This is a genomic window from Acinetobacter sp. F16 (assembly GCF_052712855.1).
On record NZ_JBRATK010000001.1, the window covers coordinates 168,738 to 194,316 of the forward strand.

Annotated in this window: 19 protein-coding genes and 1 pseudogene; 13 read left to right on the forward strand and 7 right to left on the reverse strand. The window is 39.7% G+C overall.

The genetic code is table 11. The features are described from left to right. Nucleotides 1-38: 38 nt before the first annotated feature. Together ACU0NF_RS00835 and ACU0NF_RS00840 are read right to left on the reverse strand one after the other, a co-directional pair. A pseudogene (locus tag ACU0NF_RS00835) lies at nucleotides 39-302 on the reverse strand (ABC transporter permease subunit); the annotation flags it as partial. A 267-nt stretch (nucleotides 303-569) separates the two neighbouring features. Beyond that, nucleotides 570-1,781, reverse strand: a complete 1,212-nt coding sequence (locus tag ACU0NF_RS00840) for a multidrug effflux MFS transporter (RefSeq protein ID WP_445659822.1) — start codon at nucleotides 1,779-1,781, stop codon at nucleotides 570-572. Nucleotides 1,782-1,867: 86 nt separating this feature from the next. Here ACU0NF_RS00840 and ACU0NF_RS00845 point away from each other — a divergent pair, with 86 nt between their 5' ends. After that, nucleotides 1,868-2,485, forward strand: coding sequence for a TetR/AcrR family transcriptional regulator (locus ACU0NF_RS00845; RefSeq protein WP_171537227.1), 618 nt, complete (start codon nucleotides 1,868-1,870; stop codon nucleotides 2,483-2,485). 94 nt (nucleotides 2,486-2,579) lie between these two features. On the opposite strand, the gene ACU0NF_RS00850 is transcribed toward ACU0NF_RS00845, so the two are convergent. Beyond that, the gene (locus ACU0NF_RS00850; RefSeq protein WP_445659823.1) at nucleotides 2,580-2,933 is read right to left on the reverse strand and encodes a hypothetical protein; all 354 of its coding nucleotides are present in this window, start codon (nucleotides 2,931-2,933) and stop codon (nucleotides 2,580-2,582) included. A gap of 204 nt (nucleotides 2,934-3,137) precedes the next feature. Beyond that, nucleotides 3,138-4,160 carry an AraC family transcriptional regulator gene (locus ACU0NF_RS00855; protein ID WP_445659824.1) on the reverse strand — a complete coding sequence of 341 codons (1,023 nt, stop codon included), beginning with the start codon at nucleotides 4,158-4,160 and terminating at the stop codon, nucleotides 3,138-3,140. Nucleotides 4,161-4,315: 155 nt separating this feature from the next. Between ACU0NF_RS00855 and ACU0NF_RS00860 the strand changes: the two genes are divergently transcribed. The 9 genes from ACU0NF_RS00860 to ACU0NF_RS00900 all read left to right on the forward strand — a co-directional run bounded on the left by ACU0NF_RS00860 (nucleotide 4,316) and on the right by ACU0NF_RS00900 (nucleotide 12,271). After that, nucleotides 4,316-5,086, forward strand: a complete 771-nt coding sequence (locus tag ACU0NF_RS00860; RefSeq protein WP_445659825.1) for a 3-hydroxyacyl-CoA dehydrogenase — start codon at nucleotides 4,316-4,318, stop codon at nucleotides 5,084-5,086. A 273-nt stretch (nucleotides 5,087-5,359) separates the two neighbouring features. Further along, nucleotides 5,360-6,496: an acyl-CoA dehydrogenase gene (locus tag ACU0NF_RS00865; RefSeq protein WP_445659826.1), complete on the forward strand. Its 1,137-nt coding sequence runs from the start codon at nucleotides 5,360-5,362 to the stop codon at nucleotides 6,494-6,496. 264 nt (nucleotides 6,497-6,760) lie between these two features. Then, nucleotides 6,761-8,407, forward strand: a complete 1,647-nt coding sequence (locus ACU0NF_RS00870) for an AMP-binding protein (RefSeq protein ID WP_445659827.1) — start codon at nucleotides 6,761-6,763, stop codon at nucleotides 8,405-8,407. Between the two features lie 156 nt (nucleotides 8,408-8,563). Then, on the forward strand, nucleotides 8,564-8,737 hold the full coding sequence (locus ACU0NF_RS00875; RefSeq protein WP_165494422.1) for a hypothetical protein: 174 nt from the start codon (nucleotides 8,564-8,566) through the stop codon (nucleotides 8,735-8,737). 9 nt (nucleotides 8,738-8,746) lie between these two features. Continuing rightward, complete coding sequence (locus tag ACU0NF_RS00880) at nucleotides 8,747-9,172, forward strand: DUF4236 domain-containing protein (RefSeq protein WP_131382771.1); 426 nt, start codon at nucleotides 8,747-8,749, stop codon at nucleotides 9,170-9,172. A gap of 89 nt (nucleotides 9,173-9,261) precedes the next feature. Next, on the forward strand, nucleotides 9,262-10,017 hold the full coding sequence (locus tag ACU0NF_RS00885) for a HesA/MoeB/ThiF family protein (protein ID WP_131382877.1): 756 nt from the start codon (nucleotides 9,262-9,264) through the stop codon (nucleotides 10,015-10,017). 58 nt (nucleotides 10,018-10,075) lie between these two features. Continuing rightward, nucleotides 10,076-11,374, forward strand: coding sequence for an ABC1 kinase family protein (locus ACU0NF_RS00890; protein WP_445659828.1), 1,299 nt, complete (start codon nucleotides 10,076-10,078; stop codon nucleotides 11,372-11,374). Between the two features lie 122 nt (nucleotides 11,375-11,496). Next, nucleotides 11,497-11,877: a dihydroneopterin aldolase gene (gene folB / locus ACU0NF_RS00895; RefSeq protein ID WP_067726224.1), complete on the forward strand. Its 381-nt coding sequence runs from the start codon at nucleotides 11,497-11,499 to the stop codon at nucleotides 11,875-11,877. Next, nucleotides 11,834-12,271: a 2-amino-4-hydroxy-6-hydroxymethyldihydropteridine diphosphokinase gene (locus ACU0NF_RS00900; protein WP_445659829.1), complete on the forward strand. Its 438-nt coding sequence runs from the start codon at nucleotides 11,834-11,836 to the stop codon at nucleotides 12,269-12,271. The genes folB and ACU0NF_RS00900 overlap by 44 nt, the downstream gene beginning before the upstream one ends. Nucleotides 12,272-12,680: 409 nt before the next feature. Here the strand turns inward: ACU0NF_RS00900 and ACU0NF_RS00905 are convergent, their stop codons facing one another. Beyond that, a complete protein-coding gene (locus ACU0NF_RS00905; RefSeq protein WP_445659830.1) occupies nucleotides 12,681-14,465 on the reverse strand; it encodes a hypothetical protein in 1,785 nt (594 codons plus the stop codon). 1,001 nt (nucleotides 14,466-15,466) lie between these two features. Here ACU0NF_RS00905 and ACU0NF_RS00910 point away from each other — a divergent pair. Then, the gene (locus ACU0NF_RS00910; protein ID WP_445659831.1) at nucleotides 15,467-16,045 is read left to right on the forward strand and encodes a DedA family protein; all 579 of its coding nucleotides are present in this window, start codon (nucleotides 15,467-15,469) and stop codon (nucleotides 16,043-16,045) included. Between the two features lie 82 nt (nucleotides 16,046-16,127). On the opposite strand, the gene coq7 is transcribed toward ACU0NF_RS00910, so the two are convergent. Continuing rightward, nucleotides 16,128-16,763, reverse strand: a complete 636-nt coding sequence (gene coq7 / locus ACU0NF_RS00915) for a 2-polyprenyl-3-methyl-6-methoxy-1,4-benzoquinone monooxygenase (RefSeq protein WP_131317721.1) — start codon at nucleotides 16,761-16,763, stop codon at nucleotides 16,128-16,130. 4 nt (nucleotides 16,764-16,767) lie between these two features. Beyond that, nucleotides 16,768-18,087: an MFS transporter gene (locus ACU0NF_RS00920; protein ID WP_370983234.1), complete on the reverse strand. Its 1,320-nt coding sequence runs from the start codon at nucleotides 18,085-18,087 to the stop codon at nucleotides 16,768-16,770. A gap of 178 nt (nucleotides 18,088-18,265) precedes the next feature. Between ACU0NF_RS00920 and ACU0NF_RS00925 the strand changes: the two genes are divergently transcribed. Together ACU0NF_RS00925 and ACU0NF_RS00930 are read left to right on the forward strand one after the other, a co-directional pair. Then, on the forward strand, nucleotides 18,266-20,992 hold the full coding sequence (locus tag ACU0NF_RS00925; RefSeq protein ID WP_445659832.1) for an autotransporter assembly complex protein TamA: 2,727 nt from the start codon (nucleotides 18,266-18,268) through the stop codon (nucleotides 20,990-20,992). Nucleotides 20,993-21,014: 22 nt separating this feature from the next. Further along, nucleotides 21,015-25,529: a translocation/assembly module TamB domain-containing protein gene (locus ACU0NF_RS00930; RefSeq protein WP_445659833.1), complete on the forward strand. Its 4,515-nt coding sequence runs from the start codon at nucleotides 21,015-21,017 to the stop codon at nucleotides 25,527-25,529. The last annotated feature ends 50 nt before the right edge of the window (nucleotides 25,530-25,579 follow it).

A 25,579-nucleotide genomic window follows, 5' to 3' on the forward strand; every position in this document is an offset into this window, starting at 1 on the left:
AAAGTAATCGGTTTAAAAATAAAGCGCTTTTTAGCGCTTTATTTTTTGACCACATCCCGCCAGCGTAACAACCAGCTTTCAGCCATTTTCATTAAATTATCGGTTATTTTTCCTAAAATCGCCAATAAGATAATTACAATAATCACAATGTCAGGTCGAGACGTTTCCCGTCCATCACTGAGTAAATAACCAATCCCTTGGGTTGCGGCAATCAGTTCGGCGACAATCATAAACATCCAGGCCAAACTTAAACTGTTGCATAAACCGGTTAAAGTGCTGGGTGAAGTGGCAGACAACGAGATATATTGATTCTTATATTTTAACTTTTTGGATTTTATTGGTTTTAATTTCTGTTTTCCTATATTTTTGGCTATATATTAAAAACATACATCTGCATGAATAAAAGTAAAATAAAAATCACTTTAGAATGAAGGTTATACAATGAAATTTCATTGTAATTATTATGTAATTACGAATATATGAGGTGATAAAAAATGCCGACTTTTGCCGGCATTTTTATTACATATTTAAATAGCCATTTTTTAAATAAATACAGTTTAAATAAAAGACTATTTAACTGAAGGCTGCTGTAAATCTGCATCTTGTTTTTCAAATAAGGTATTGCACATCAGTGCTGAAACCAGTGCACAGACAAAAATAACCAGAATCAGCCCTAAACCACCCCAAGCGGCTAAAGCTCCGGTAATTGCAGAAACAATTGCACCTGTACCAAACTGCATTGAACCTAACAGTGCAGAAGCAGTACCGGTATGTTCATGCTGATGCATTAACGCAAGCTGGCTGCCGGTAGGCATAATAAAGCCAAGTAAGGTCACGGCAATAAACAGTCCGGTGCATACGATATACAGATTGTGATAGCCCATGCAAAGCAAGCTAAACAGTAAACCAATCACAATGAAGTAAGCCGTATTGACTAGGCGATATGTTTTTAAAGCGCCAAATTTTTGATGCAATTTAGGATTAAAAATTGCTGCAGCAACCAGCCCTAAAGCATTAATGGCGAATAACACACTAAATTGTGTTGCAGTGAGTTTATATTCAGTAATGAAAACACTGGCAGAACCGGCCAAGTATGCAAAAAAACCGGCTTGTGCAATACAAAGAGTCAGTGCATAAACGATAAATTTTCGGTCAAAATAAATTTTAAAATAATGATGAAAGGTTTTAGAAAGCTTGAATGAAGCACTGTGTTCTTTAGCGCGCGTTTCTGGCAATAAGCTGGCACATGCAACAAAAACAATTGCAGCGTAAACTGCTAAAAAGATGAAAATAGCACGCCATGATTCTAAATGCTGCAAACCATTACCAATCAGTGGAGCCAGTACTGGCGAGAGGCCTAGAATCGCCAAAACCATCGACATCATTTTGCCCATCATCGGACCTTGATAGAGGTCTTTAATAATGGCAAAGGCAATCACCATACCAATAGATCCACCCAAACCCTGAATTAAGCGTAAAAAGTGTAATTGCATGACTGATTCTGCAAATGCACAACCGATCGAGCCTAATACAAAGATGCATAGACCCAGATAAATCATCGGCTTACGGCCAAATTTATCTGACAATGGGCCATAAAATAGCTGACCAAACATCAAGCCCAAGAAAAAAGTCATTAAACTGAGTTGAATCTCACCTTCTGTACAATTCAACGATGCGGCCATAGCGGGAATACTGGGTAAATACATATCAATCCCGAGCGGACCAATAGTACTAAGTGCCGCAATGAGCAGCGGTGTGATACGATTTGTAGAAGAAGTCATGAGTGCCTAAGATGCGATCTTTTTACAAGGCGCATATTAGAAACCAATGAGTTTCCTAAGTCAAGAAAACCTGATGAGTGAGTCAAATGACGAAAATTGGTCGGCCCTTGGTCATGCCGGTAGAAGATCGGTGCAAAGAAATCTATGCTGCAGCAGAAAAACTCTTTGGTGAAAAGGGTTTTGCAAATGTGACGATGGCTGAAATTGCGACTGCAACAGGAATGTCAAAAAAGACCTTATATGTGCATTTTGCCGATAAAAGAGAATTGCTCAATTCACTGATCTCATCTTCATATCTGTGGCCGCAGCAGACCGCTGATTTTAAAAATGAAGATAATCCTGTTCATGCCTTGAAACAGCATCTCAACATGATTGCTGAATATGTACTATCTGAACGACATTTGAAATTATGCCGTTTAGCGATTGCGGAAAATTATGGCTTGGATGGCATGGCTGAAACATTTTATCAAATGGGTATTGCAAATAGCCGGCAAAGTTTAATTAACTCGATTCAGCGTATTCCAGATGCGCAGCATAAAGTGCAACTAGAAGCGGGGTTGCTGGCAGATATGCTTTTTGGGGCAGTGATTGGCAAGTTATTGATTGATGCCTTGATGGGCGCTCAAAATACTGTGATTGATCTGCTGCCGATTCAGCAAAAAATAGAGCGGGTTGTTAATGCCATGTTTCAAGCGAATGAATAAAAGAAATATCGTGTTGATGTGCATTTGGGTCGGACAAATTTACCCCAAAAAAAGCGGCTCCAGTGAGCCGCTTTTTCTTTAATCTGTTTCAGATTTATACCGGGAAATCTTGTAAACAATCTGATATTTCTAATTGTGTAAGCGTATCAGTTTCGAGTGCTAAACAAAGCGCCACAATTTTTGCAGTATCTGCAAGATATTGATCATCTTTTAAAGCTGTACCCGCTTTTAAGGCTTGAATACGGTCAGCGCTGATATCAAGTGCCTGAGCTGATTCAATGGCATCTGCACGATTGAAAAAGCTGACGACAGCCTTTTGAAGGGCAGAATCAGAAGCATTTAAAATACCCTGATTAAATAGCTCATCAAATTGAGAAGTGTGAGTGTTGAGAGAATGAGTAAAATTTTGCACTAAACTTTGCTCTAGTACATCAATCATCTTAAGCATGTCAGAACCTTTAATTTAAGGTGATTCCACGAGGAGGAGAACAGCAGGTTAAGCATAAAACTATGCTTTTAAATTGAGTGAAAAATAACCTATTTTGGAACTTTATGCAAATATCTTTTGATGAATGGCGGGTCGATTTTTTAAGCCAATGAAAACTTTAAAAATTATTAAATAATAATTTTAACCTATGTAAATATAAGTCACTCACTGCTCTTTAAGCTGACGATAAGCCCCCGGACTGACACCTGTCCATTTCTTGAAAGCACGATGAAATGCACTTGGATCATGAAAGCTCAATTCATCACTAATGTCTTGTAAGGTCTTGTCTGTTTTGGTGAGAAATTCAATCGCGGTATCACGTCGGATATCATTTTTTAATTGCTGATAACTGACCCCTTCGCTTTTTAAACGGCGTTGAATAGTCGCATCCGACATATTTAAACGCTGGGCAATTTCATTCAGTTCCAGCCATTCAGCAGGCGGAACATTCATTAAGTGTTTGCGTATTTGAGAGCTAATGGCATTTGGATTTTTAAAACGTACCAATAGATTGTGTGGCGTCTGCTGAATGAACCGGTACCAGGATTGCATATCTTGCTTGATCTGGATTTTTAAATAATTGGCATCGAACTGGATGTAGTTTTCATTGCTATTATATTGAATATTTTCACAAAAACGGACTTTATAGTCTTGATCATCCAGTGGCGCATCACATTTGAGCTGAATCTGATTGAGTAAAACTCTTTGTCCGCTTAACCAGCACATTAGACCATGAATCAGCATTAAATAGGTCGCATAGCTGAACATTCTTTTGGTCTGTTTTTGCTCGTAAATGACAATATAAGCATAGTTTTCCTGAACAAATAATTGGCTAACAAAATCATCCAGAACCAGATTTAAAAATTGCAAAATCTGTTGCAGGGCTTTTTCTAAGGTTTCTGCCTGTATGACAGACTTTGATAAAAGCTTAAAACTGCCGCGACGCATGGGGTGACTGTCCATACCAAAAAACTCGTCATTCATGGTATCTGCCAGTTCAGTCCAAAGCTGAGCATATTGTGAAACGGAAACACGTGCTTTACCGGATTGCATTAACTCAACAGGAATGCCTGATTTGAGCAGAATATTCTGTGTGTTTAATCCTTGATGCTGCGCAGACAGCAGTGCTTCATGCACAAGACTGATCGAGATGGTTCCCTTGCTATAGTTTAAATCTGGTTCATTCATGTACTGATGTCCATGTTCAGTTCATTTGTGCGATAGATTGGACTGTCCGAATCCATCATTCAGGATGCATTATTTGGAAATTGTACTCTAGCTTAACTGCATTTACTCTGCATCTTAAGTCGAGTGTTCATGCAAAGAATTGACAGGAAAATAAAATGAAAATTCAAGGAAAAGTGTTTGTTGTGACAGGTGGTGCATCAGGATTAGGTGCAGCAACAGCAACTTATTTGGTCGGTCAGGGTGCTAAAGTGCTTATGGTCGATATGAATCAAGAGCTAGGCCTGGAAATGCAGCAACGTTTAGGCGAGCAGTCAGTATTTGTAAAACTGGACGTAACAGATGAGCACGCAGTAAAAGTATTTTTTGACAATATTGAACAAGAGTATGGCCAGTTAAATGGTCTGGTCAATTGTGCTGGTATTGCACCTTCTGCCAAAGTACTTGGACGTGATGGCATACATGATTTTGCCATGTTCCAGAAAGTGTTGAATATCAATGTAAACGGAACATTCAATATGATTCGTTTTGCTGCAAATTTGATAGCGAAATATCAATTACAAGCCGGCGAGGAAGAACGCGGTGTGATTGTGAACACAGCTTCTGTTGCTGCCTTTGATGGTCAGATTGGTCAATCAGCTTATGCAGCATCAAAAGGTGCGGTGGTTGCCATGACTTTGCCTTTGGCACGTGAGCTTGCGCGTGAAGCGATTCGTGTAATGACCATTGCGCCAGGCATTATGGAAACACCGATGCTTAAAGGCATGCCACAAAATGTACAGGATGCTTTGGGACAAATGGTGCCGTTTCCACCACGTTTAGCCAAACCGGAAGAGTTTGCGCAGTTGGTGGGGCATATTTTTGAAAATACTTATTTGAATGGTGAAGTGATTCGTCTTGATGGTGCAATTCGTATGCAGCCGAGATAAATATCAAAGTTTCGAGTAGGAATACGGAGTCTTTACATTATTAAGTAAAGATTAGGTATAACCTTCGGTTCGACCTACTTTTCTTTCGGGAAAAGTAGGCAAAACCATCTCCATTCGCAAAACCTGTTTAATCAAAATTACAGTCCAATTCCTCGCAGAAACATTATCTTTTTAGAAGTATTTCAGGTTGCGAATGGGATTGTCGTGTATCCAATATTGCTTAAATTTTAATAAATATCGAATTTAAAAACCTGACCATGAGAGGGAAGCTCAATGATTTTAAATGATGAACAAAAGATGGTTCAGGACATGTTGCGGGATTATTCGCAAAACAGGTTAAAACCCACTGCCGCAGAGCGTGATAAAACTGCTCAATTTCCTGCACAAGAACTGAAAGAACTCGGTGAGTTGGGTGCTTTAGGCATGACCGTATCTGAACAATGGGGTGGTGCAGGTCTGGATTATGTTTCACTGGTGCTTGCTTTAGAGGAAATTGCCGCAGGTGATGGCGCGATTTCAACCATAGTGAGTGTTCAAAACTCATTGCCGTGTGGAATTACCCAACGCTACGGTACAGAAGAACAGAAACAAAAATATTTAACCAAACTAGCCACAGGTGAATGGTTGGGATGTTTCTGCTTAACCGAACCGCAAGCAGGTTCAGATGCAGGTTCCCTAGAATGTAAGGCAGAACGTGACGGAGATGAATGGGTATTGAATGGTACCAAACAATTCATTACCACTGGTAAACATGCCCAAGTTGCAATTGTCTTTGCGGTGACGGATAAATCGGCAGGGAAAAAAGGCATTTCCTGTTTCATTGTGCCGACAGAAACAGAAGGTTATATCGTCTCCCGTCTAGAAGAAAAAATGGGACAGCATTGTTCCGATACCGCGACCATCATTTTTGAAAATTGCCGCATTCCTGCCGAAAATCTACTGGGCAACGAAGGTGAAGGCTACAAGATTGCATTATCCAATCTTGAATCAGGCCGCATTGGCATTGCCGCACAATCCGTCGGCATGGCGCGTGCTGCACTTGATGCTGCGGTGGAATATGCCAATCAGCGCAAAGCATTTGGGGTAGAGATTGTACAGCATCAGGCCGTCGCATTCCGTCTGGCGGATATGGCGACTCAAATTGAAGCGGCACGGCAACTGATTTTCCATGCAGCAACTTTAAAAGATGCAGGCTTACCGTGTTTAAAAGAAGCCTCAATGGCAAAACTGTTTGCATCCACGATGGCTGAACGCGTCTGTTCAGATGCGATTCAGATTCATGGCGGTTATGGCTATGTATCTGATTTCCCGGTAGAGCGAATCTACCGTGATGTACGGGTCAGCCAGATTTATGAAGGTGCATCGGACATTCAGCGTTTAGTCATTGCCCGTGAAGTGACTAAAATCTAAATAGTAATTTAAAGGTGATTAAATTTTATACTTTAGTCGTTGCTCAAATCCTGCACATTTTTTGATGGATTCGGAAATTGCAGGATGTCAGCAATCATGATTATCTAAAGCAAGTAATCTAAGTAATTATTTAAGTCGATATTGAAGTAAAAAGCTTAAAAATGCTAAATGAGTTTTAGGATTTTTAGACTGAGAACAATAAGCAAAATGGATCAAACAAGGCTGGAGCTTTGTTCATAAAATAACGGATGAGAGGTTGTCGCTATGAAGACATTAGAACAAGCATATCAAGAGTTTAATTACGATCATTGTCTTGCGGAACAACTGGTCGGTACATCTCAGGCAGTCAATGCCTATGTCGAATGTTGTGAGCGTTATCTCGGTTTAAATAAAACAGCCTTAATCTGGGAAGGCAAAAATGGCGAATCTGCACAGTGGACATTTGAACAGCTGGCAGAAGCGTCTGGAAAACTGGCAAATTATTTTGGCTCAATTGGCTTGAAAGCAGGTGATTGCATTGCCGGTTTATTGCCGCGTACACCTGAATTGCTGATTACCATTTTAGCGACATGGCGTATGGGCGCAATTTATCAGCCTTTATTTACCGCATTTGAGTCGAAAGCCATTGAGCACCGGATCAATACCGCAAAAACCCAATTGATTGTGACCAATGCAGAACAACGCTCAAAACTTAATGGCGTGACTGTACCGCATATTTTAACCGTACATCCAAGCGATGCTTCAAGCCATGCAGATGCCGATTTTTGGACAGAACTGGCTCAGCAATCAGAATCTTTTGAACCGGTGATGCAGACTTTTGCAGATGATTTCTTGATGATGTTTACTTCAGGAACAACAGGTTTGGCAAAATCAGTTCCTGTACCTTTAAAGGCGGTATTGGCATTTAAAGGGTATATGACTCATGCTGTGGATTTGCGTGAAGATGATTCTTTCTGGAATCTGGCCGATCCGGGTTGGGCATATGGTTTGTATTACGGTATTACTGGGCCTTTAAGTCTAGGCCATAGCATCATTATGGACGAGCGTGCATTTAGTGTAGATAACGCCGTGCAAGTGGTTCAAAAATATAAAGTCAGCAATTTAACCGGTTCACCGACAGCATTCCGTATGTTCTTCGGATTTAAAGAAAAATTTGATCCTTCAATTAAAGAGCATTTACGTGTGGTGAGCAGTGCAGGTGAGCCTTTAACGCCTGAAGTGATTCACTGGTTTAACCATGATCTAAATGTGAATATTTATGATCAGTATGGACAAACTGAGCTGGGGATGGTGATTGCCAACCATCATGCTTTAGAACATGAAAAGAAAGTTGGTTCAGCTGGATTTGCCAACCCCGGTCATCGTTTTGCGGTATTGAATCAAAACAATGAAGAAGTCGAAAAGGGTGGAATCGGTACATTGGCCATCGACTTTTCTCAGTCACCTTTAACCTGGTTTAAAGGTTATGGCGGAAATAATCTTAAATCTTTCGTTGGCAAATACTATTTAACGGGTGATACGGTTAAGTTAAATGAATTTGGCGGGGTAGATTTCATTGGTCGTGCTGACGATGTCATTACAACGTCAGGCTATCGTGTGGGTCCTTTCGATGTAGAAAGCACTTTACTGGAATGTGCAGAGGTTTTGGAGTCTGCAGTGATTGGTAAGCCAGATCCGGAACGTACCGAGGTGGTTAAAGCTTTTGTAGTGCTTAAACCGCAATTTTCTGCTTCGGATGAGTTAAGCCATAAACTTCAGGAATATGTACGCTCACGTTTATCGAAGCATGCGTATCCTAAAGAAATAGAATTTGTCGAAGGCTTACCTAAAACCTCAAGCGGTAAAATTCAACGCAATTTACTCAAGCAACAGGAAATTGCCAAAATGCAGGGAATCCAAAAAGTCAGTTAAACCCTTTTTCGTTTTTTAAAGTTTCATGCTCTTGCACCCGAAAGGGTGCTTTTTTTATTTGAATTATTTACAGCACTGCTTGAAATAATATAAAAGTAATGGAGAGATAAATTTTATTTTTAAAATTAGTATGTTAATTATTTTGGGGGATAAAAAATGAATAAAATATTGTATTTAAGTCTTTTAGCTTTATGTATCAGTACATCTGTAGAAGCAGAAAAAGGACGTCAACCTTGTTCAGGTAAAAAAGGTGGTATTAGTCACTGTCAGGGCACAAAATTTATTTGTCATGATGGATCAATGAGTGGCTCTAAGAAAACTTGTAGATAAGAGTATTTTATGGGATTCAATTTTCGTAAGAGTTTTAAAATTGCTCCAAGTGTTCGTTTAAATGTAGGAAAGAAAGGGATAAGTAGTGTTTCTGTAGGTGGAAAAGGTGCACGAGTAAGTATGGGAAAGAAGGGCACAAGAACTACAGTTGGTATACCGGGTACAGGACTTTCTTATAGTTCTCATCAACCATTTAAAAGCAATAAGCAGCAAAAACCAAGAGAACAGCCTCCTACATTATTCAATAATGATATGCCACCTCCATTAAGCAGCAAATATCAGGAGGGTAACCGTGAGGTTTCAATTTTACTTGGATTAGGAATCTTTTTTCTTCCTTATATATTTTCTTGGTTTACCTTGAGACAAGGACATACAACTCTATCTAGAGTTTTAAGCTTTGGATGGATGATTTTACTTATTTTAATGATGAAGTAATGAAGTCTTCTACACTATAATCTTTCCTGTTTTTATGACTTATTTCAAGTTTCGATAGGATAGATAAACACGTGACCAACCCACTCGACATGGACCTAGAGTTAAGCGATGAAGAAATGCATCTTTACAGCCGTCAAATTCTGCTTGAGGGCTGGGACATTGAAGCACAGGAAAAATTGAAACTGGCCAATGTTTTAATTGTAGGTTGTGGTGGAATTGGTTGTACCACAGCTGAACTGCTGGCTCGAGCAGGTGTGGGGCAAATTACCTTAATTGATGCTGACACCATTGAAATGAGTAATCTGCAACGGCAAATAGCCTATGTAGAAGAAAATATTGGTTTTTATAAATCTGAAATACTGGCCAAGCGTTTACAGCAGATCAATCCGCATATCCGTGTTGAATTTCAAACAGTAAAGTTGGATGAAAGCAATGCAGAAGCACTAATTTCAGCTCAAGATCTGGTCTTGGACGGCTGCGATAATTTCACCACACGTTACTTAGTTAACCAAACCTGCAAGCAATTTAATGTGCCTTTAATCAGTGCTTCCGCGATTGGTTTTCAGGGACAGCTATTTATGGTGGAAGGCGAGTCTGCCTGTTATGAATGTCTATTTCCCAAAGAACAACATGCCAATGAAAACCTGCGCTGTGCCGATTCTGGTGTATTGGCGACTACACCCAATGTTATGGCCAGCTTGCAAGCGCATCATGCCTTGCTGTATTTAGGTTTGTGTAAAACACCACTGAAGCAAAAACTGATGCTCTGGGATGGTCTAAGCATGAGACAACGTTTACTTGCTTTCGAAAAAGATACAGATTGTCCAACCTGTCAGGCAAGATAGACCTGCAAGCTCATATTTTTTTGCTACACTCACTACAATTTAATTCTAAGCTGACATTATGAAAAACAATATCTGGTTAGATGGCCTGCGTTCGGTTGCCCGTGTGGGGGAAACGGCTGTCATTGCAGCAAAAGCTGGCTTTAAATATGCCACAGAAAAACCAAGTAACGCCAAGTTGATGCGTGAAACTTTTGAATCATTAGGTTCAACTTATATCAAGCTGGGACAGTTTATTGCCAGCACACCTTCATTGTTCCCGCGTGAATATGTGGAAGAATTCCAGGGCTGTTTGGATCAAACCCCGTCATTGCCATTTAGCTATGTGCAGGGTGTTTTGGCCTCTGAATTTGCAGGCAGAAATCTGGATGAAATCTTTGCTTCGATTGATGAAAAGCCTTTAGCTTCAGCCTCTATTGCACAAGTTCACGCAGCTAAACTGGTGACCGGTGAGGATGTGGTCATTAAAGTGCAAAAGCCGGGTGTAGAAACCATTCTGTACACTGACTTAAATGTCTTGCACTGGGCCACCAAAATTTTAGAAAAAGCGGTACCGAAAGTTAAATTTGCATCACTTGCCGATATTGTCGAGGAAATTAAAACCCGTATGGTGCGTGAAGTCGACTTTATTGAGGAAGCGCAAAACCTGGATGATTTTGTCAATTATTTGAATGTCACTCAAAACCAGAAAGCGACAGCGCCAAAAGTTTATCATCAATATTCAACCCGTCGTGTTTTGACCATGCAACGCTTGTATGGCGTGCCATTGACTGACTTTGATGTGGTAAAAAAAGTATCTAAAGATCCATCGCAAGTGTTGATTACCGCCATGAATACCTGGTTCGGTAGCTTGATGATGTGTAACAGTTTCCATGCAGATTTGCATGCTGGCAATCTGATGCTGCTTGAAGATGGTCGTGTCGGTTTTATTGATTTTGGTATTGTCGGTCAGCTTAATCCGGAAGTGTGGACAGCCTGTATTGCATTTATGGATGCACTGCAAAAAACCGATTATAACTTGATGGCAGAAAACATGCTGAAAATGGGCATGACGGATAAGCAGATTGATACTCAAGTACTTGCAGCTGACCTAGAGCGCCTATTTAGTGGGGTGCTTTTATCAGATCCACAAGAATTGTTGACTTCAAATCCTGCAGATTTAAATGACATCATGATGGATATGGTTGGAGTAGGCGAGCGTCATGGTATTCGCTTCCCACGCGACTTTGCCTTGCTGTTTAAACAAATGCTGTATTTCGATCGCTTTATGCGCATCCTTGCACCGTATACCGATATTTATGCAGACCAAAGATTGCAAATGGTGCAAACTCTGGATCCGAATGTTTTGTTAAAAAACTAAGTTGTTTTTAAGAAAAAACCCCTAAATTCCCCTTTTCCAAAGAGGGACTTAAAAGCTCCTCCCTTTAAAAAAAAGGGAGGTTGGGAGGGATTAAAAAATCAAAGTCTGTAAAGGGTAAAAACATGGACGCAATTATCATTGAAGGTTTAAAGGTCGAAACGGTGGTGGGATGTTTCAATTGGGAACGTCAAATCATTCAGCCTTTAATGCTTGATATGACCATCCAGACCAGTTTAGAACAGGCTTCTAATTCTGATGAACTGGAACATACGCTGAATTATGCGGAAATTTGCGAAATTTCTGCCACGGTTATTCAAAAAGCCCAGCCAAAATTGATTGAACATGCAGCAAAGCTTGTTCTCAATGCGCTTTTTACTACCTTTCCTGCGGTTGAATCGATTATGATTACCATCCGTAAGCCTGCCATTATCGCGCAAGCAAATTCTGTAGGAATTCGTCTTGAACGCCACCGAAACGATATTCGCCTTAGCTCTGGCGAGTAATTGTCATCCTGAATACCATTTTAAGCAGGCATTTGCCCAGATTGCTGAAATTGGACAAGTTCAATTTTCTGAAATTTATTTAATTCCATGTCGTGATGGCGTTGGTGCAGATTATTGGAATGCTGCGTGTTTGCTTAAAAGTAAAATCAGCATCGAAGAAATGATCTCAATCCTCAAAAAAATGGAAGATGATTCAGGTCGTGTACGTCCATCGCATCAAATTTCTTTAGATGTGGATCTGATCGCGTGGGGAGAAGACTTGTCTCATATGCAATTTAATCCAAAGAAATTACCTCTCGCAACTGATGTCAAAATTCCAATGCTGGATATTTGGCAGAGTATTGAGTTTCAACACGAAAAGCATGAATTTCCAATTGTCCATTGGGTAGATTAACTTTCACTAAGTTCATTATAAGATGCTTCTAGTTTTTAAATAGCCTAAGCAACCACGGTTTTAATCTAGAAGTATTATTCCGAGTTGGCTCTAACAACAGAAAATATGGTAATAGGTGGGTGTGGGTAGAGTTTGACTGATTAAAATTGAAAAAATCATCAAATCTTAGGCTTGGAACGTGATATATCATTTAAAAAGCCCATTTGAGGGTAAATGGGCTTTTCAATAGTATATAAGAAATTGATTTTTAAAGGAATAAAAATAGAATTTCGTATAAGGTGTATTATGTTAATTTTAGAAAAATTAAACACAAATTTAATTTATAGGCGCCAAAACAAGGATTCTCAAGTGCTCTGGCTATATCGGTTGCTATACGATAATCTGATTGTTTCGTTTATTTAGCATTCATTCATTGATTGAGAAAATTTAGACTGGGAACAAGATTGTATATATCTTCAGGAGTAATGCTAGTAACGTGACTTATTAACTGTTCAACTTGGAATATAGGTGCTGTTTCCATTCTAGGTTTGGAATAATCGTTAGGACTCGTTTCTGCTAGATTTAAATACTTTTTCAAATAATAGGTCATCATATTACGAGTATGACTATTACCCGTAGATTCCCCCATATGGTGAAATGAAACAGCATTTTTAACAGCGCTAAAAGCTATATAAGAAAATTTTCTACAGCTAAGTTTAGCACCAGATATTTTCTTTTTAAAATCTTCAGGTATTTCATATTCCTGAATCCATTCATCTGTGACATTTCCTGAATAGTATTCATAGCTTGAATAAAAGTAAGAATAAGATAATGATTTCCATGCATTAAGACACACTTCTAAAATATCAGAACGACGTAATAATTCCTCATGTAAAACCGATAATATAATTGTTCTATCACCAGTAAAACCAATAATATTCACCTCAAATGGAGCATTTAAGTAACTTTCCCAAAGATTTATTTTACTTTCTGGAATTAAATCAAAATGATTTTCTTCAATTTTGATAATGTGATTTGAAATTAAGTCATACAGTAATGCAAATACAGTTCTTTCTGAAGGAAATATGTATCTCAACTTTTCCCTGATTAAAAACATCCCTTTTTTATCACTAATTTCTTCTAAAAGTGTAATTAATCCAAATAAATTCTTGGTATTAACATCAACTAGATCAACTGCTGTGGCTAGATAAGGAGAAAAATAATGATCTACTTTTGAGTTTATTTTTTTTGGTTCCGATTTATTGTCTTGAGAAGAATTATTCTGTTTTTCTATTTGTTTAGCTGCGGCACTTTTAAAAAACTCTTGAACTTCTGGATTATCTGAACCTATATCTTTGCTTAAAATTCCAAAAAATTGATCAAACAACATCCAATCTGAGTGGGTGATTGCATCTCTTACTGCATTTTTATATAAACTAGTAGAATAGTTATAAGTCTTTGAATAATTTGGAGCATCTAGAAAAGCCTTTGCATACTGCTTTTTTTCATTATGATCATAGGATAAGTGATGAGCAAACATTAATAAAGTTTGGCTTTTTTGTTGAACTGCACTCAAAACAATCCTAGTTAATTGCCTAAAGTTAAATCCTCCTTCAGATAAAAGGACATCGTCGTGGATTATTTCATACAAAGCTAGTAGCACTTTATCATGATCAAAAAGGTTGTTATCACGACAATGCTTATAAATTGCATGATTATTTATAACTCCACATAGAGATTCTGAAAATTTAATTGAGTCAAATTCAAATGTTTCGTTATCTGAAAACATTGCAAATGCAATTGCCAGATAAGGATGTTCTAGCTTAGTTGCAACAGTAGTGTGTAGTTTTAAATATCCAAGACTGTATAAATCAAGACCAAAGTCTTCAAAATCAATTATTTGATCTCTTTGATTATCATTAATATACCAAGGAAAATACGAATAATTCATCAAAAAAATCAAATCAAGTGCTAACTTTCTTGCATTATGTCCCTGAGATTTCATGCCTTTCAAAGTAATCATTTTGGCAAAAATATATTCTGGGGTGTACTGAACGTCCTCATTATGTTTATAGCCAACATAAATATTTTTGCAAAAATCAGTAAAGCAAAAACCAACTATGTCATTAAATACTAATGCAGAAGGAACAAATGGGGCCTTGTACTCTTTTTTAACAGGCCCACCAATGATTTTATATGTTTTACTTATTTCCATTTAAAACTTACACCCTTAGACTATTTTCAAAAATATTTGCGAAGTAAATTGTAATATTAGACTATTAGTTTATACATTTTACCTAGAGCAGTACTAAAGATCAGTAATGTGTGCTGAGAAAAATAGAGATTTTCACTTCATAAACATAAATAGGAATCAAGAGCTTATCATAAGCAAAAATAATAGTTTTTTATCCCATTTAAAATAATGGTGCTTATACGAAACTCAATTGAAATAATATTGTAATATCAAAAAGTTAAGATAAAAGAAAAACTCCAGATATCAGCAGAATTCCGGCTTGGAAACAAGTCGGATTTTTTTTAATCAATTTTGAGAACTTTTGTCAATTAATTCGCTTAATAAGTAATCAGATCCATGCTTTATTGTAAGTTATCCATCCTACCAGATCAGAATACTCCCTAATCTCTGCGGACAAAACAGGATGCTTTTTTAGCCAGTCTTGTACGCATTTGCTCACATCAATCTCGGCCCTTTGCGGCTAGGCGACCAGACTGTAATTTCCTATGATGGGGACATAGAGAACAGGATGTTCCAAGCAATAAAAAGAATAAAAAACAACATAAGGAATGTGCGGTACGACAGGAGTTATACCTAAGCATCAAATCTGAAAAAGCCCAACAGGATGTTGGGCTTTTTTATGTTTGAGCAATTATTATGTAATGCGGGTTGCAGACAATCTTAATGATCTTCCAGAGGGCAAACATAATTGATTATGTTTTTAATGATGATTTTAAATTGCTTTCTTATACAGCTAAAAGGTTCTCTGCATAATAGCTGGCTCTATTGATTGTCATTAATTTGAACCAGACATTTGTCTGAAACAATTTCTATGCGTTGAGTAACTTGGGTTTCAATTAGGCAGAGAAATCACTTATTTTACTGATGAAATATAAATGCTTAAAAAAGCAACCAGAGTTGTCTTGGCAATCAATAGTGATGTGGCGAACATGGTAAAACTGTGATCAGACATATAAAAAATGATGAACTGGACCGATCTCATCCAATACTATGGTTATTTTGCCATTTTGGTTGGCAGCTTCTTTGAAGGTGAAACTGTTCTTATGCTGGGAGCATATGCTGTACATCAGCATATCTTCAATTTCTGGTCATTAATTATGGTTGCCATGCTGGGCGGGTTTTTGGGTGATCAACTTTATTACCAGATCGGCAAACATTATGGCATCGACTTTATTCAAAAGAGACCAAAACTGGCGCAAAAGTTTCAGCAGGCAAGCCAGTTTATTCAAGATTATCCTGTTTTGACTATTTTACTGATGCGGTTTGCCTGGGGGTTGCGTACGATTTTACCCATTTTGATTGGAATTAAAGGCTATCCTTTGCTGACATACATGCTGGTGAATATTGCTGCATGTTTTATCTGGGCATTTATTATTGTGAGTGTTGGTTTGCAAGTGAGTCATTGGCTGCATATGTTCTGGCAGAAAAACTTACCTTATCATCACGATTTTTATATTGTCGCTAGTGTGATCGCGTGTATTTTGATAGTGCGTATTGCTTACAGTATTTGCACTTATTACCGTAAAAAATACTTTAAATAACTACAGTTCAAGAAACTTGGAAAAACAGCGTAAAAAACCCGCAATAATGCGGGCGTTAAATCACTCAAACACGCTAATCCAGTTAAATATAATAACTGGTCTTGGTCATTAATTTTGAAATACCGGTCATTGCAATACGCACTGGGGCAGGTAAATCCACACCGCCAGCATTCAATGCTGTGTCTCTATGATGCAACTCATCTTCATTCATCTGTACCAAGATTTTACGCGAACGTTCATCTTGTTCAGGCAACTGCTTGATATGGTCTTCTAAATGCAGACTGACTTGACGTTCTGTTTCTGCCACGAAACCTAGGCTGTATTTATCGCCGGCAATTCCAGCAATGGCACCCATACCAAATGACAAACTGTACCAGACTGGATTGAGCAAACTGGTATGGCTATCCAGTTCTTTTAAACGGTCTTCACACCAAGCCAAATGATCTTGTTCTTCAATCGCGGCCTGTTCCATTTCACGGCGTACATTGGGTAGTTTTGCAGTGAGTGCCTGACCATGATAAAGCGCTTGGGCACAGACTTCGCCGCTATGATTCACCCGCATTAAACCAGCAACATGACGTGCTTCACTGACACCGAGTTTTGTTTCAACAGTACTGCCCGGATTTTCACGATGTGCAGAGGTCGTTCCGGGAACCAAACTGCGAAGCGCCTGGTCAAACGAATGAATAAATTTGTCGATACCGGTATATTGACGCATAAAATTAATCCTCTAAAGCTTCTTGTTGTACTGCAAGCATCGGCTTGAGCCTAAACAGGAGCCATGTAGTGAAAATGGCGCTTAGAATAGCGGTAATACTGAAAAGTATTTTAATATCAATCTTGAATATACTTAAGATGATAATCGAAAATATAGCAGAGGATACCATGAATACGGCATTTAGGATGTTGTTTGCAGCCACCACACGCGCACGATGTGAGCGCGGAGAAAAGGCCTGCATCATGGCGTATAAAGGTACGATGTAAAAACCGCCACTAATCCCGAGTAATGTCACAGCAAGCATGACATGGTAATAGCTCCAGCCTTGGGTAAATACCTCTTTTAAACCTAACAGGTCACCGCTACGCTCAGGTACAAAAGCCAGACTTGCGGCTAAATAAAAAGCAAAAACCGTTAAGCCAATGGCACCAATCGGGACCATCTTCAAATTTACCTCTGTACCGCCAATTCTGCGGCACAATAATGAACCGACACCAATCCCGACAGAGAAGAAGGTTAAAAGCAGACTGACGACATTTTCAGAAGCATGTAGATTCTGCTGGGTTAACTGTGGAATCTGGGTCAGATAGGTTGCCCCATAAAACCAGTACCAGGAATTACCCAATAAAATTAGAAAAATGATTGGTAAGCTTTTGGCATATTTTAAGGTCTGAAAACTGGTTCTAAAAAAGTTCCAGTCAATTTTAATGTCAGGTGAGGTTACATTTTGCTTTAACACAAAACGACTCGAGATATAGCCTAAAACAGCAATGGTGACTACAGTCAGGCTAATCCAGACTAAATTGCCGTCTGATGCAGAAATGACAGCACCGCCTAAAATCATACCAATCAAAATGGCCATAGAGGTGCCAGATTGAAACAGGGCATTTCCGGACATCAGTTCATTTGGTTTTAAAATTTCAGGTAAAATGGCATACTTGATTGGCCCAAAGAAGGTCGAATGCACACCCATTAAAAATAAAGCCATTAACAATAGCCACAAATGACCCAGTAAAAAGCCAGCAGAGCCAATTAACATGATCACAATTTCGAGTATTTTAATACCGCGTACAAGCTGTGAGCGTTCATATTTATCTGCAATCTGGCCGGCTGTCGCAGAGAAAATAAAATAGGGTAAAATAAACAACAAGGCTGCAAGATTATTCAGGGTACTGACACTGGCGCTTTGCTGATTGATCCAACCATAGGTAATGACCAGTAACAAGGATTGTTTATAGACATTGTCATTCAGTGCACCGAAAAACTGAGTGACGAACATCGGTAAAAACCGACGTGTGCCTAAAAGATGTTCATTTTTTTCCATGGTTTTTGGGCTTCATTAAGTTTTATTAAGAAATGTGAGCATTTGGTAAAACACTATAAAAAATCATGTATTATATTTTAAACCTATACTTTAGTGAAAATTCCAATAGATTTGAGTTTGTTAGCAAGCGAATATTGGGCATTTCCATTACAAATATTATATTAGTTTAGAGTTGTTTATGCTTTCAAAACTGAATTTTAAAAAGTCGACTCTTACACTAAGTGTCAGTTCCTTCATACAGTGGGATAATCAACATAAACGATTTTGTTTAAGTCTCTTTTTAATGTTACTTGCACAGCAAGGTTTTGCACAAGTTGCACAGCCTGATCCAACGGTCACTCAAACAGAATTTGAACAACAACTCAAGAGTGAAGCTGTTAAGCAAGGCATGGACAGTCCCGAAGAACTAGAAAAAATTGAGAACTTTCAAGAAAAACAAGCTGAACCTGATAGTTTGCAAATGCTGCGACAACAAGAACAGGCGGGGCAGACTCTAGCAGAATTTAAGCCGATTGAATTTGAAGATTTAGAAGAACTGCCGATTGAGCCAGTCAGTCAGGCAATGGCAGACGAAATTTTTCGTGAGGCTGAAAATGCGAAAAATCAAGCACAACTCTACCGTGCAGGACAGGTCACAGAAGTCGTGGTTTCTGACGCAACCCAGCAAGAACTGGTTGAAATTAATCAGGCGCCTGTAAATGTCGATCAATTGATGTCGAGCATTCAAAACGATAGCAAAATTGTGGTTGAAGCCAATGAGGCTGCTAGAACTTTACCTGAAATCAGGCCGGCGGACGAAGTTGAAGAACCAAACTTCTTTAAGCGCTGGCTTTATAAAATACGACCTTCACGTCAAATAAATGCTGTGAAAGTTCCGCGTATTAGTGCGGATGTCGTGTTTGCCTCAGCCCAAAATAGCAGTGAGGTTTCAAGCAAGGCCTATGCTCAGGCGCTAGAGAATCTTGAAACTAACATTAAAGGCAAGCTTTCCAGTTTTACCCAGGAATCCTTTAGTGATTTTCCTTCGGCACTGCCGCAATTAAGAACAATGTCGAATCAGGCTGCGCAGGCAGTTGGCTTTTATAATGCTGAATTTAAATTTGAAAAACTCAGCGAAAACCGTGTTCGCGTCAGAGTAACGCCGAATGCACCGGTGCAGATTAAAGAGCAAAATATTGAGTTGAGTGGCGCAGGTCAACAGCAAGCGCAGTTCCAGGTCATTAGTGTGCTACCCGATCAAGATGTCGGCGACATTTTCAATCATGGTTTATATGAACAAACCAAAACACGAATTAATGATGCAGCGACCAATAACGGCTACTTTGATTCATACTGGCGTTTACATGATGTCAAAGTGGCCCAGCCGCAAAATACTGCCGATGTAAATTTGCGTTTTGAAACAGGTGACCGCTACAAACTAGGCCCTGTTGAATTTCGTATGAGTGATCCATCGAAACCATTCCCAATAGATATGGATGTCTTGCAAAGTATGGTGTCATGGGAAGACGGTTCGGATTACACCTTCTGGCGTGTCAATAATTTAGCCAACAACTTAACCAACTCGCGTTATTTTAATTACACTTTGGTGGATGCTGTACGACCGGATCCGATTGAAAAACCGCTGGAACTTCCACCTGATATCCAGGCTTTGGTAGATCAGCAAAAACTATCGGAAAATGAAGCGAGCGTGCAGGACAAAAAGCAGGTTGCTTCTGCAAAAGAAGTCACTCAGTCAGTTGTAGATGAAACACAATTTGCAGGTAAAACAGATGCAGAAGGTGATCAAAATCTGCGTCAAATGCGTGTAGAACAGGAAACCAAACAATCTGAAGAAGAACGTTTAAAAGCGCAAGCACGTGAAGAAAAGAAAATCCCGGTGATTGTCACGTTAAATGCCGACCGTTTAAATACCGCAGAAGTCGGTGCCGGTTATGGTAGCGATACCGGTGCACGTGTCCGTGGTCAATATCGCCGTGCCATTGTAAACCGTCGTGGACATTCCTTTGATGCCAACTTGGAATTATCTAAAATCCGCCAGTCAATTGACGGTCGCTATAACATTCCTTATCACCATCCACTCAATGACTATATTAGTCTGGTGGGCGGTTATGAGCGTGAAGAACGGGATGATGTTGCACAAGGCAATGGATTAATGATTGAATCTGCAGTTGCAGGTGTGGATCGAATTATTAAAAGACCACGCGGAAGCTGGCAACATACTTTTGGCATGCGTTATCGTTTAGATCGTATTACACAAGACGGTATACTCGATGCTGAAGAAATTCCTGATGCATTTTTAGCAAACACCAATGAGCAGCAACAATCCTTATTATTCGGTTATGAGGTTGCGCGTACCACCAGTGATAAACGTGTTAACCCGGGCAAAGGTTTTAAACAGACTTATAAAGTGGAACTTGGCAGCGAAAGTTTATTGTCTGATGCCGATATGGCCATTGTAAATGCCGGTTGGCGTTTTATTTATTCATTAGGTGAAAATGATAACCATCAGTTTGTGGGACGTGGTGATGTAGGTTATATCTTTACAGAAGATTTTACCAAAGTTCCTTATAACCTGCGTTATTTTACTGGCGGTGACCAAACTGTTCGCGGTTTTGACTATAAGAGTTTATCGCCAGAAGAAAATGGATTTAAACTTGGTGGCCAAGCGTTGGCTGTGGGCTCCTTGGAATATAACTATCAATTTAAAGAAGGCTGGCGTGCAGCTGTATTTAGTGATGTGGGGAATGCGTACGACAAAGATTTTAATACGCCAACTGCATATAGTGTTGGTTTGGGGGTTCGTTGGGCATCGCCAATTGGTCCAATTCGTGTTGATGTAGCTTCAGGTATTTCTGATGATGATCATCCGATCCGTATCCATTTCTTTATTGGTTCACAATTATAAATTTTAGGTTTTAGAGAGCATTATGGCTGAAGTAGAACAGCAACCAGAGACGGAAATCCCTCGACCAAAAAAACGTCGTATTTTGAGGAGTGTTTTATTCACACTCCTTATTGTGTTGGTTCTACTTATTGCTTCCTTTGCTGTCATGTTTACCACCGATAAAGGCAGTAAATTCTTACTCGATCGTGTATTGGAACGCCAACAGATTATTCATTATGAATATGAAGGCGGTAATCTGTTAAACGGAATTATTTTAAAAAATATTCTGGTCACCTTAAAACCTGTTGATGTCAAAATTGATCGTGCCGACGTGACTTTGGGTTGGCGCGCCATCTTAAAAAAAGAAATTCATTTAAATCGGGCCGATGTACGCAATCTGCAAATTATCTCCAAGAATCCATCGAGTGATGACCCGTTTAAATTCAATGAAATCCGTTTACCTTTTGTTCTACGCTTAGATACGGCGGATATTGATCATCTACTGATTAAAACTGCAACCAGCAGTGTGAAATTTAGCGATGTTCATCTGAATAATTCACTCTGGTCAGGGACAGAGCTTAAGTTTGAAGATTCCCGTATGGATATGGGCTATCTTTCGGTAAAAAATGCCACAGGAAACATGAAGTTCGAAGGAAAGTATCCTTTAAATGCTGTGGGTGATCTGAATATACCCTCATTAAATAAAAGCCTGAATATTCATAATATTAAAGTGGTGGCTCGAGGTACTCTGGATACGATCCAAGCCGGTGTGGCAACCAATACACCTGATCTGTTAACTGGTTGGGTGGTGCTCCATCCAGTACGTAAACATGTGCCTATGTTTGGTGAGCTGCAGTTCAAGCAATATCACTGGCCATTAATGACCGAACAAAAGCTGTTTAGTAAAGATGGTGTGGCGAAATTTAATGGTGATATTGAACGCCTAAATATCGATGTTGCGACCGATTTAAGTGGTAAAAATATTCCACAAGGTCAATATAACGGTAGCATGCATACCGATCTGGTCAATCAGTTGGATATTAGCAATTTAAATGGCCAGCTCATGAATGGCGCCGTGAATGTTGCAGGTGTGGTGAGCTGGAAAGATCAGGTGACTTGGGATGTGAATGGTCGTCTGGACAAAATTAACCCTAAAGACAAGCTTATTCCACAAGTCATCCAGGATTTTCTGCCGCCAAGTCTGGATGGTAAAATCGCGTCTAAAGGCAGTTTGGACAAAGGTCTGCACTTGACCGCAATGGTCGATTTTGACCGGTATGAAACCTGGAATCTCAAACTCGATCAAGCCGAGCAAAAAGGCAAAAAGCCCAATCCGATGCTACTTGATGTTGCGTGGCAGAATATTGACCGCGCCGTACCTTATGTAGGTTGGCTCAGCAGTAAATCGGGTGATGTCAAATTAGCCTTGGTGGAAGGCAGTCAAGATATTTATGTCGCAACTGCTGTGACTAAAAATGATCAGGGAGTATTGCCAGAAGGGTTCTATAAGGCGAAACTCAACCTTAAGAATAATAATTTAAATGTGCCGAGTTTTAGCTATGTGGCAGGTAAAGGCAGCTTAAGCGGAAGCGGGAAAGTCGACTTGCCGACTGAAAAGCGCCAATTAAAATGGAATGCCATCCTAAATGCCAAAGATTTTAATCCACAAACTGTAGTGGATGCTGCACCCGTAAACTTGTTGAATGGACAGATCAAAGCCAATGGTTTTGCCAAGCCGAATCAGCAAATTATTCAGTTAAATGGCATTAACTTAACCGGTCGTCTGGCACAGCAAAATAGCAATGAAACTGTCCGTTTAACCGGGCGCAGTACCGTTGCCCTGATTTTCCATAATGAAAAGTCAGGCGGTGGCTTTAAAAGTTTTGCGGTGAATTATGATGGTGCATTGAATGCAAGTCATATTCAGGCAAGTGAAGGTTTACTCAAATTTAAAGTTTCAGGTACACCTGAATTGATTAAAATTGCTGAATTACAGCATTCAGGCATTGCAGGGAAAATTTTTGCCAGTGGTTTGGTCAATCTGAAAAATGGCATTGGCTGGAATGTAAATGCTTCCCTGGTCCGATTTAAGCCGCATTATTTTGTGTCGTCTGTACGTGGTGAATTATCGGGTAATGTGAAAACTGAAGGGGTTTGGTCAGACCGCTTAAAACGCATTAATATCGAAAAATTAAATTTAGCCGGTATCATCAATAACAAACCTGTTCGCGGAACAGGGAATTTGGCGATGGTCATCGATTCAAATCAAAAAGGTTTCTTGCCGAAACAATTTGAAGCCAATAATTTGTATCTGTCCTATGCAAAAAACCAGCTTCAAGCGACGGGGAATGCACAAAACTTAAGATTAAAAATTAATGCACCTGCCTTGTATGAAATTTATGCTGGACTCAAGGGCCGTGCCTACGGCTATTTAAATGTGCAATCGCAACCACGTGTACAAGCCACTGCAAATCTGGCGGTTGATGATTTTGGTTTTAACAATGTATTCAGCATTAAAAAATTACGGGTACAGGGTCAGCTACCGACTTCAGAATTAACTCCGACACTTCTGACTGCGAAAATGGAAAGTTTGCGTAGTGGTACGCGTGAGATTCAGCAAGGTGAAATTTCACTGGCAGGGACACGTAAGGCCCACATATTGAAAGTTCAGGCAGAAAACAGAATTTCCAAATTTTATGTGCAGTTGGCCGGTGGCTTTAATGCACAGAATGATTGGCTGGGGCAAATCCAGAAAGGTGATTTTGACTCTTTACGTGCCCGATTGGTGCAACGTCAAAATGCCTCGGTCATTTACAATACTGCAAAATCTGAACTATTTGTCGGTGCACATTGCTGGTCCAGTCAGCAAAGTCAATTGTGTTTCGATCAACCGATTCGTGTCAGCAAAACCAAAGGTAATGTGTCTTTCGTTACCCAAAATGTCGATTTAAATGATTTTGCAGCCTTTATGCCGGAAGGTTTGGCCATTACCGGTAAAGTCAATGGTTACGCAAAAGCTGCATGGGCTCAAGGGGCTAAACCGAAAATTGATGCAAGACTGGTCACACGCAATGGTGTGATTGGTCTGGCAGCTGAAGATCCACAGGATGTGGGTTCTACATTAAGATATAACGAAATTGGTTTAATTGCGAAAAGTGTAGCCGAAGGTTTGCAGGTTCGTTTAGATGTGAAAACTCCTGAAATTGGTACCGGTTATGCCAATGTCATTATTGATCCTTATAAAGCCAACAAGCCTATGCGCGGTGAAGTTGCCTTTGACCAGGTGCAACTTAAAGTCTTTAAACCCTTTATTCAAGATGTTCGCTCACTCGCTGGGACCCTGTCTTTTGCAGGCAAAATCGCAGGAACGCTGACTCAGCCATTGTTTAATGGTGAAATGCGCCTAAAAGATGGCGCCATCAGCATGATTTCATTGCCTGTAAACTTGAGCAATATTCAGGTTTATTCATCTATTCGACAAGATCATGCTAGCATTAATGGGGCATTTAATAGTGGTCGAGGCGTAGGTGCATTAACGGGTAATGTGGACTGGAAAAATGATCCACGTATTCAATTGCATTTAAAAGGTGAAAACCTGCTGATTCGCCAAGCGCCACTGATTACCGCAGTGGTTACACCAGATTTAACTTTGGATGTTTTGCCATTCCAGAAAAAATTAACCTTAAATGGCAAGGTTGAAGTACCACGTGCCTTAATTTCTATGCCTGAAGCTTCGGCACCGGTGATCAATGTATCGTCGGATGTACGTATTGTTCATGAAGGGCAAGATCAGCTTGCAATATTGAGAGCGGCTCGACCATGGGATATTCGTGCAGATGTTATGGTTAATTTAGGCAATCAAGTGATTTTCCAAGGTTTTGATAGCCGCATTCCAATGCTTGGGCGTCTATATTTATCACAACGCGGACTTGAAACAGCAATGCGTGCCAATGGTGCAATTGGTGTGAGTCAAAAGGTAAAAATTGAAGCCTATGGACAAAGTCTGGACTTGAACCGTGCAATTGCCCGTTTCAATGGACCTTTATATAACCCAACTTTGGATATTGACGCCAATAAGAGTGTTCAAGGTAGCACAGTGGGTGTGCGGGTTACCGGAACAGCAACCAGTCCAAATATTCAGGTTTATAACGATGCCGGTTTGTCTGAACAGGAAGCGTTAAATGCCATACTCACTGGTCGTATTAATGAAGGCACCAGTGGCATTAGTCAAACAGAAGGCTTTAAGTCCGATGTTAATAATACCATTGCTGCGGCAGGCATCAGTATGGGCTTGGGTGGTACACGTGCCTTGACCAATCAGATTGGACGTACTTTTGGCTTAACTGGCTTAGCACTGGATGCTCAGGGAACAGGTGATGATACCCAGGTCAGTGTGACTGGTTATATTACGCCTGATCTGTTTATTCGTTATGGTGTGGGGGTATTCACGCCTGTGAATAAATTGACCTTACGTTATCAAATGAACAAACGCTTGTATCTAGAAGCCAGCCAATCCTTGGAGCGGGCTGTGGATTTATTTTACAACTGGCGGTTCTAAAACTGATATCCCTAAGATTTTCTTGCATCATTTAATACCGCCTTCGGGCG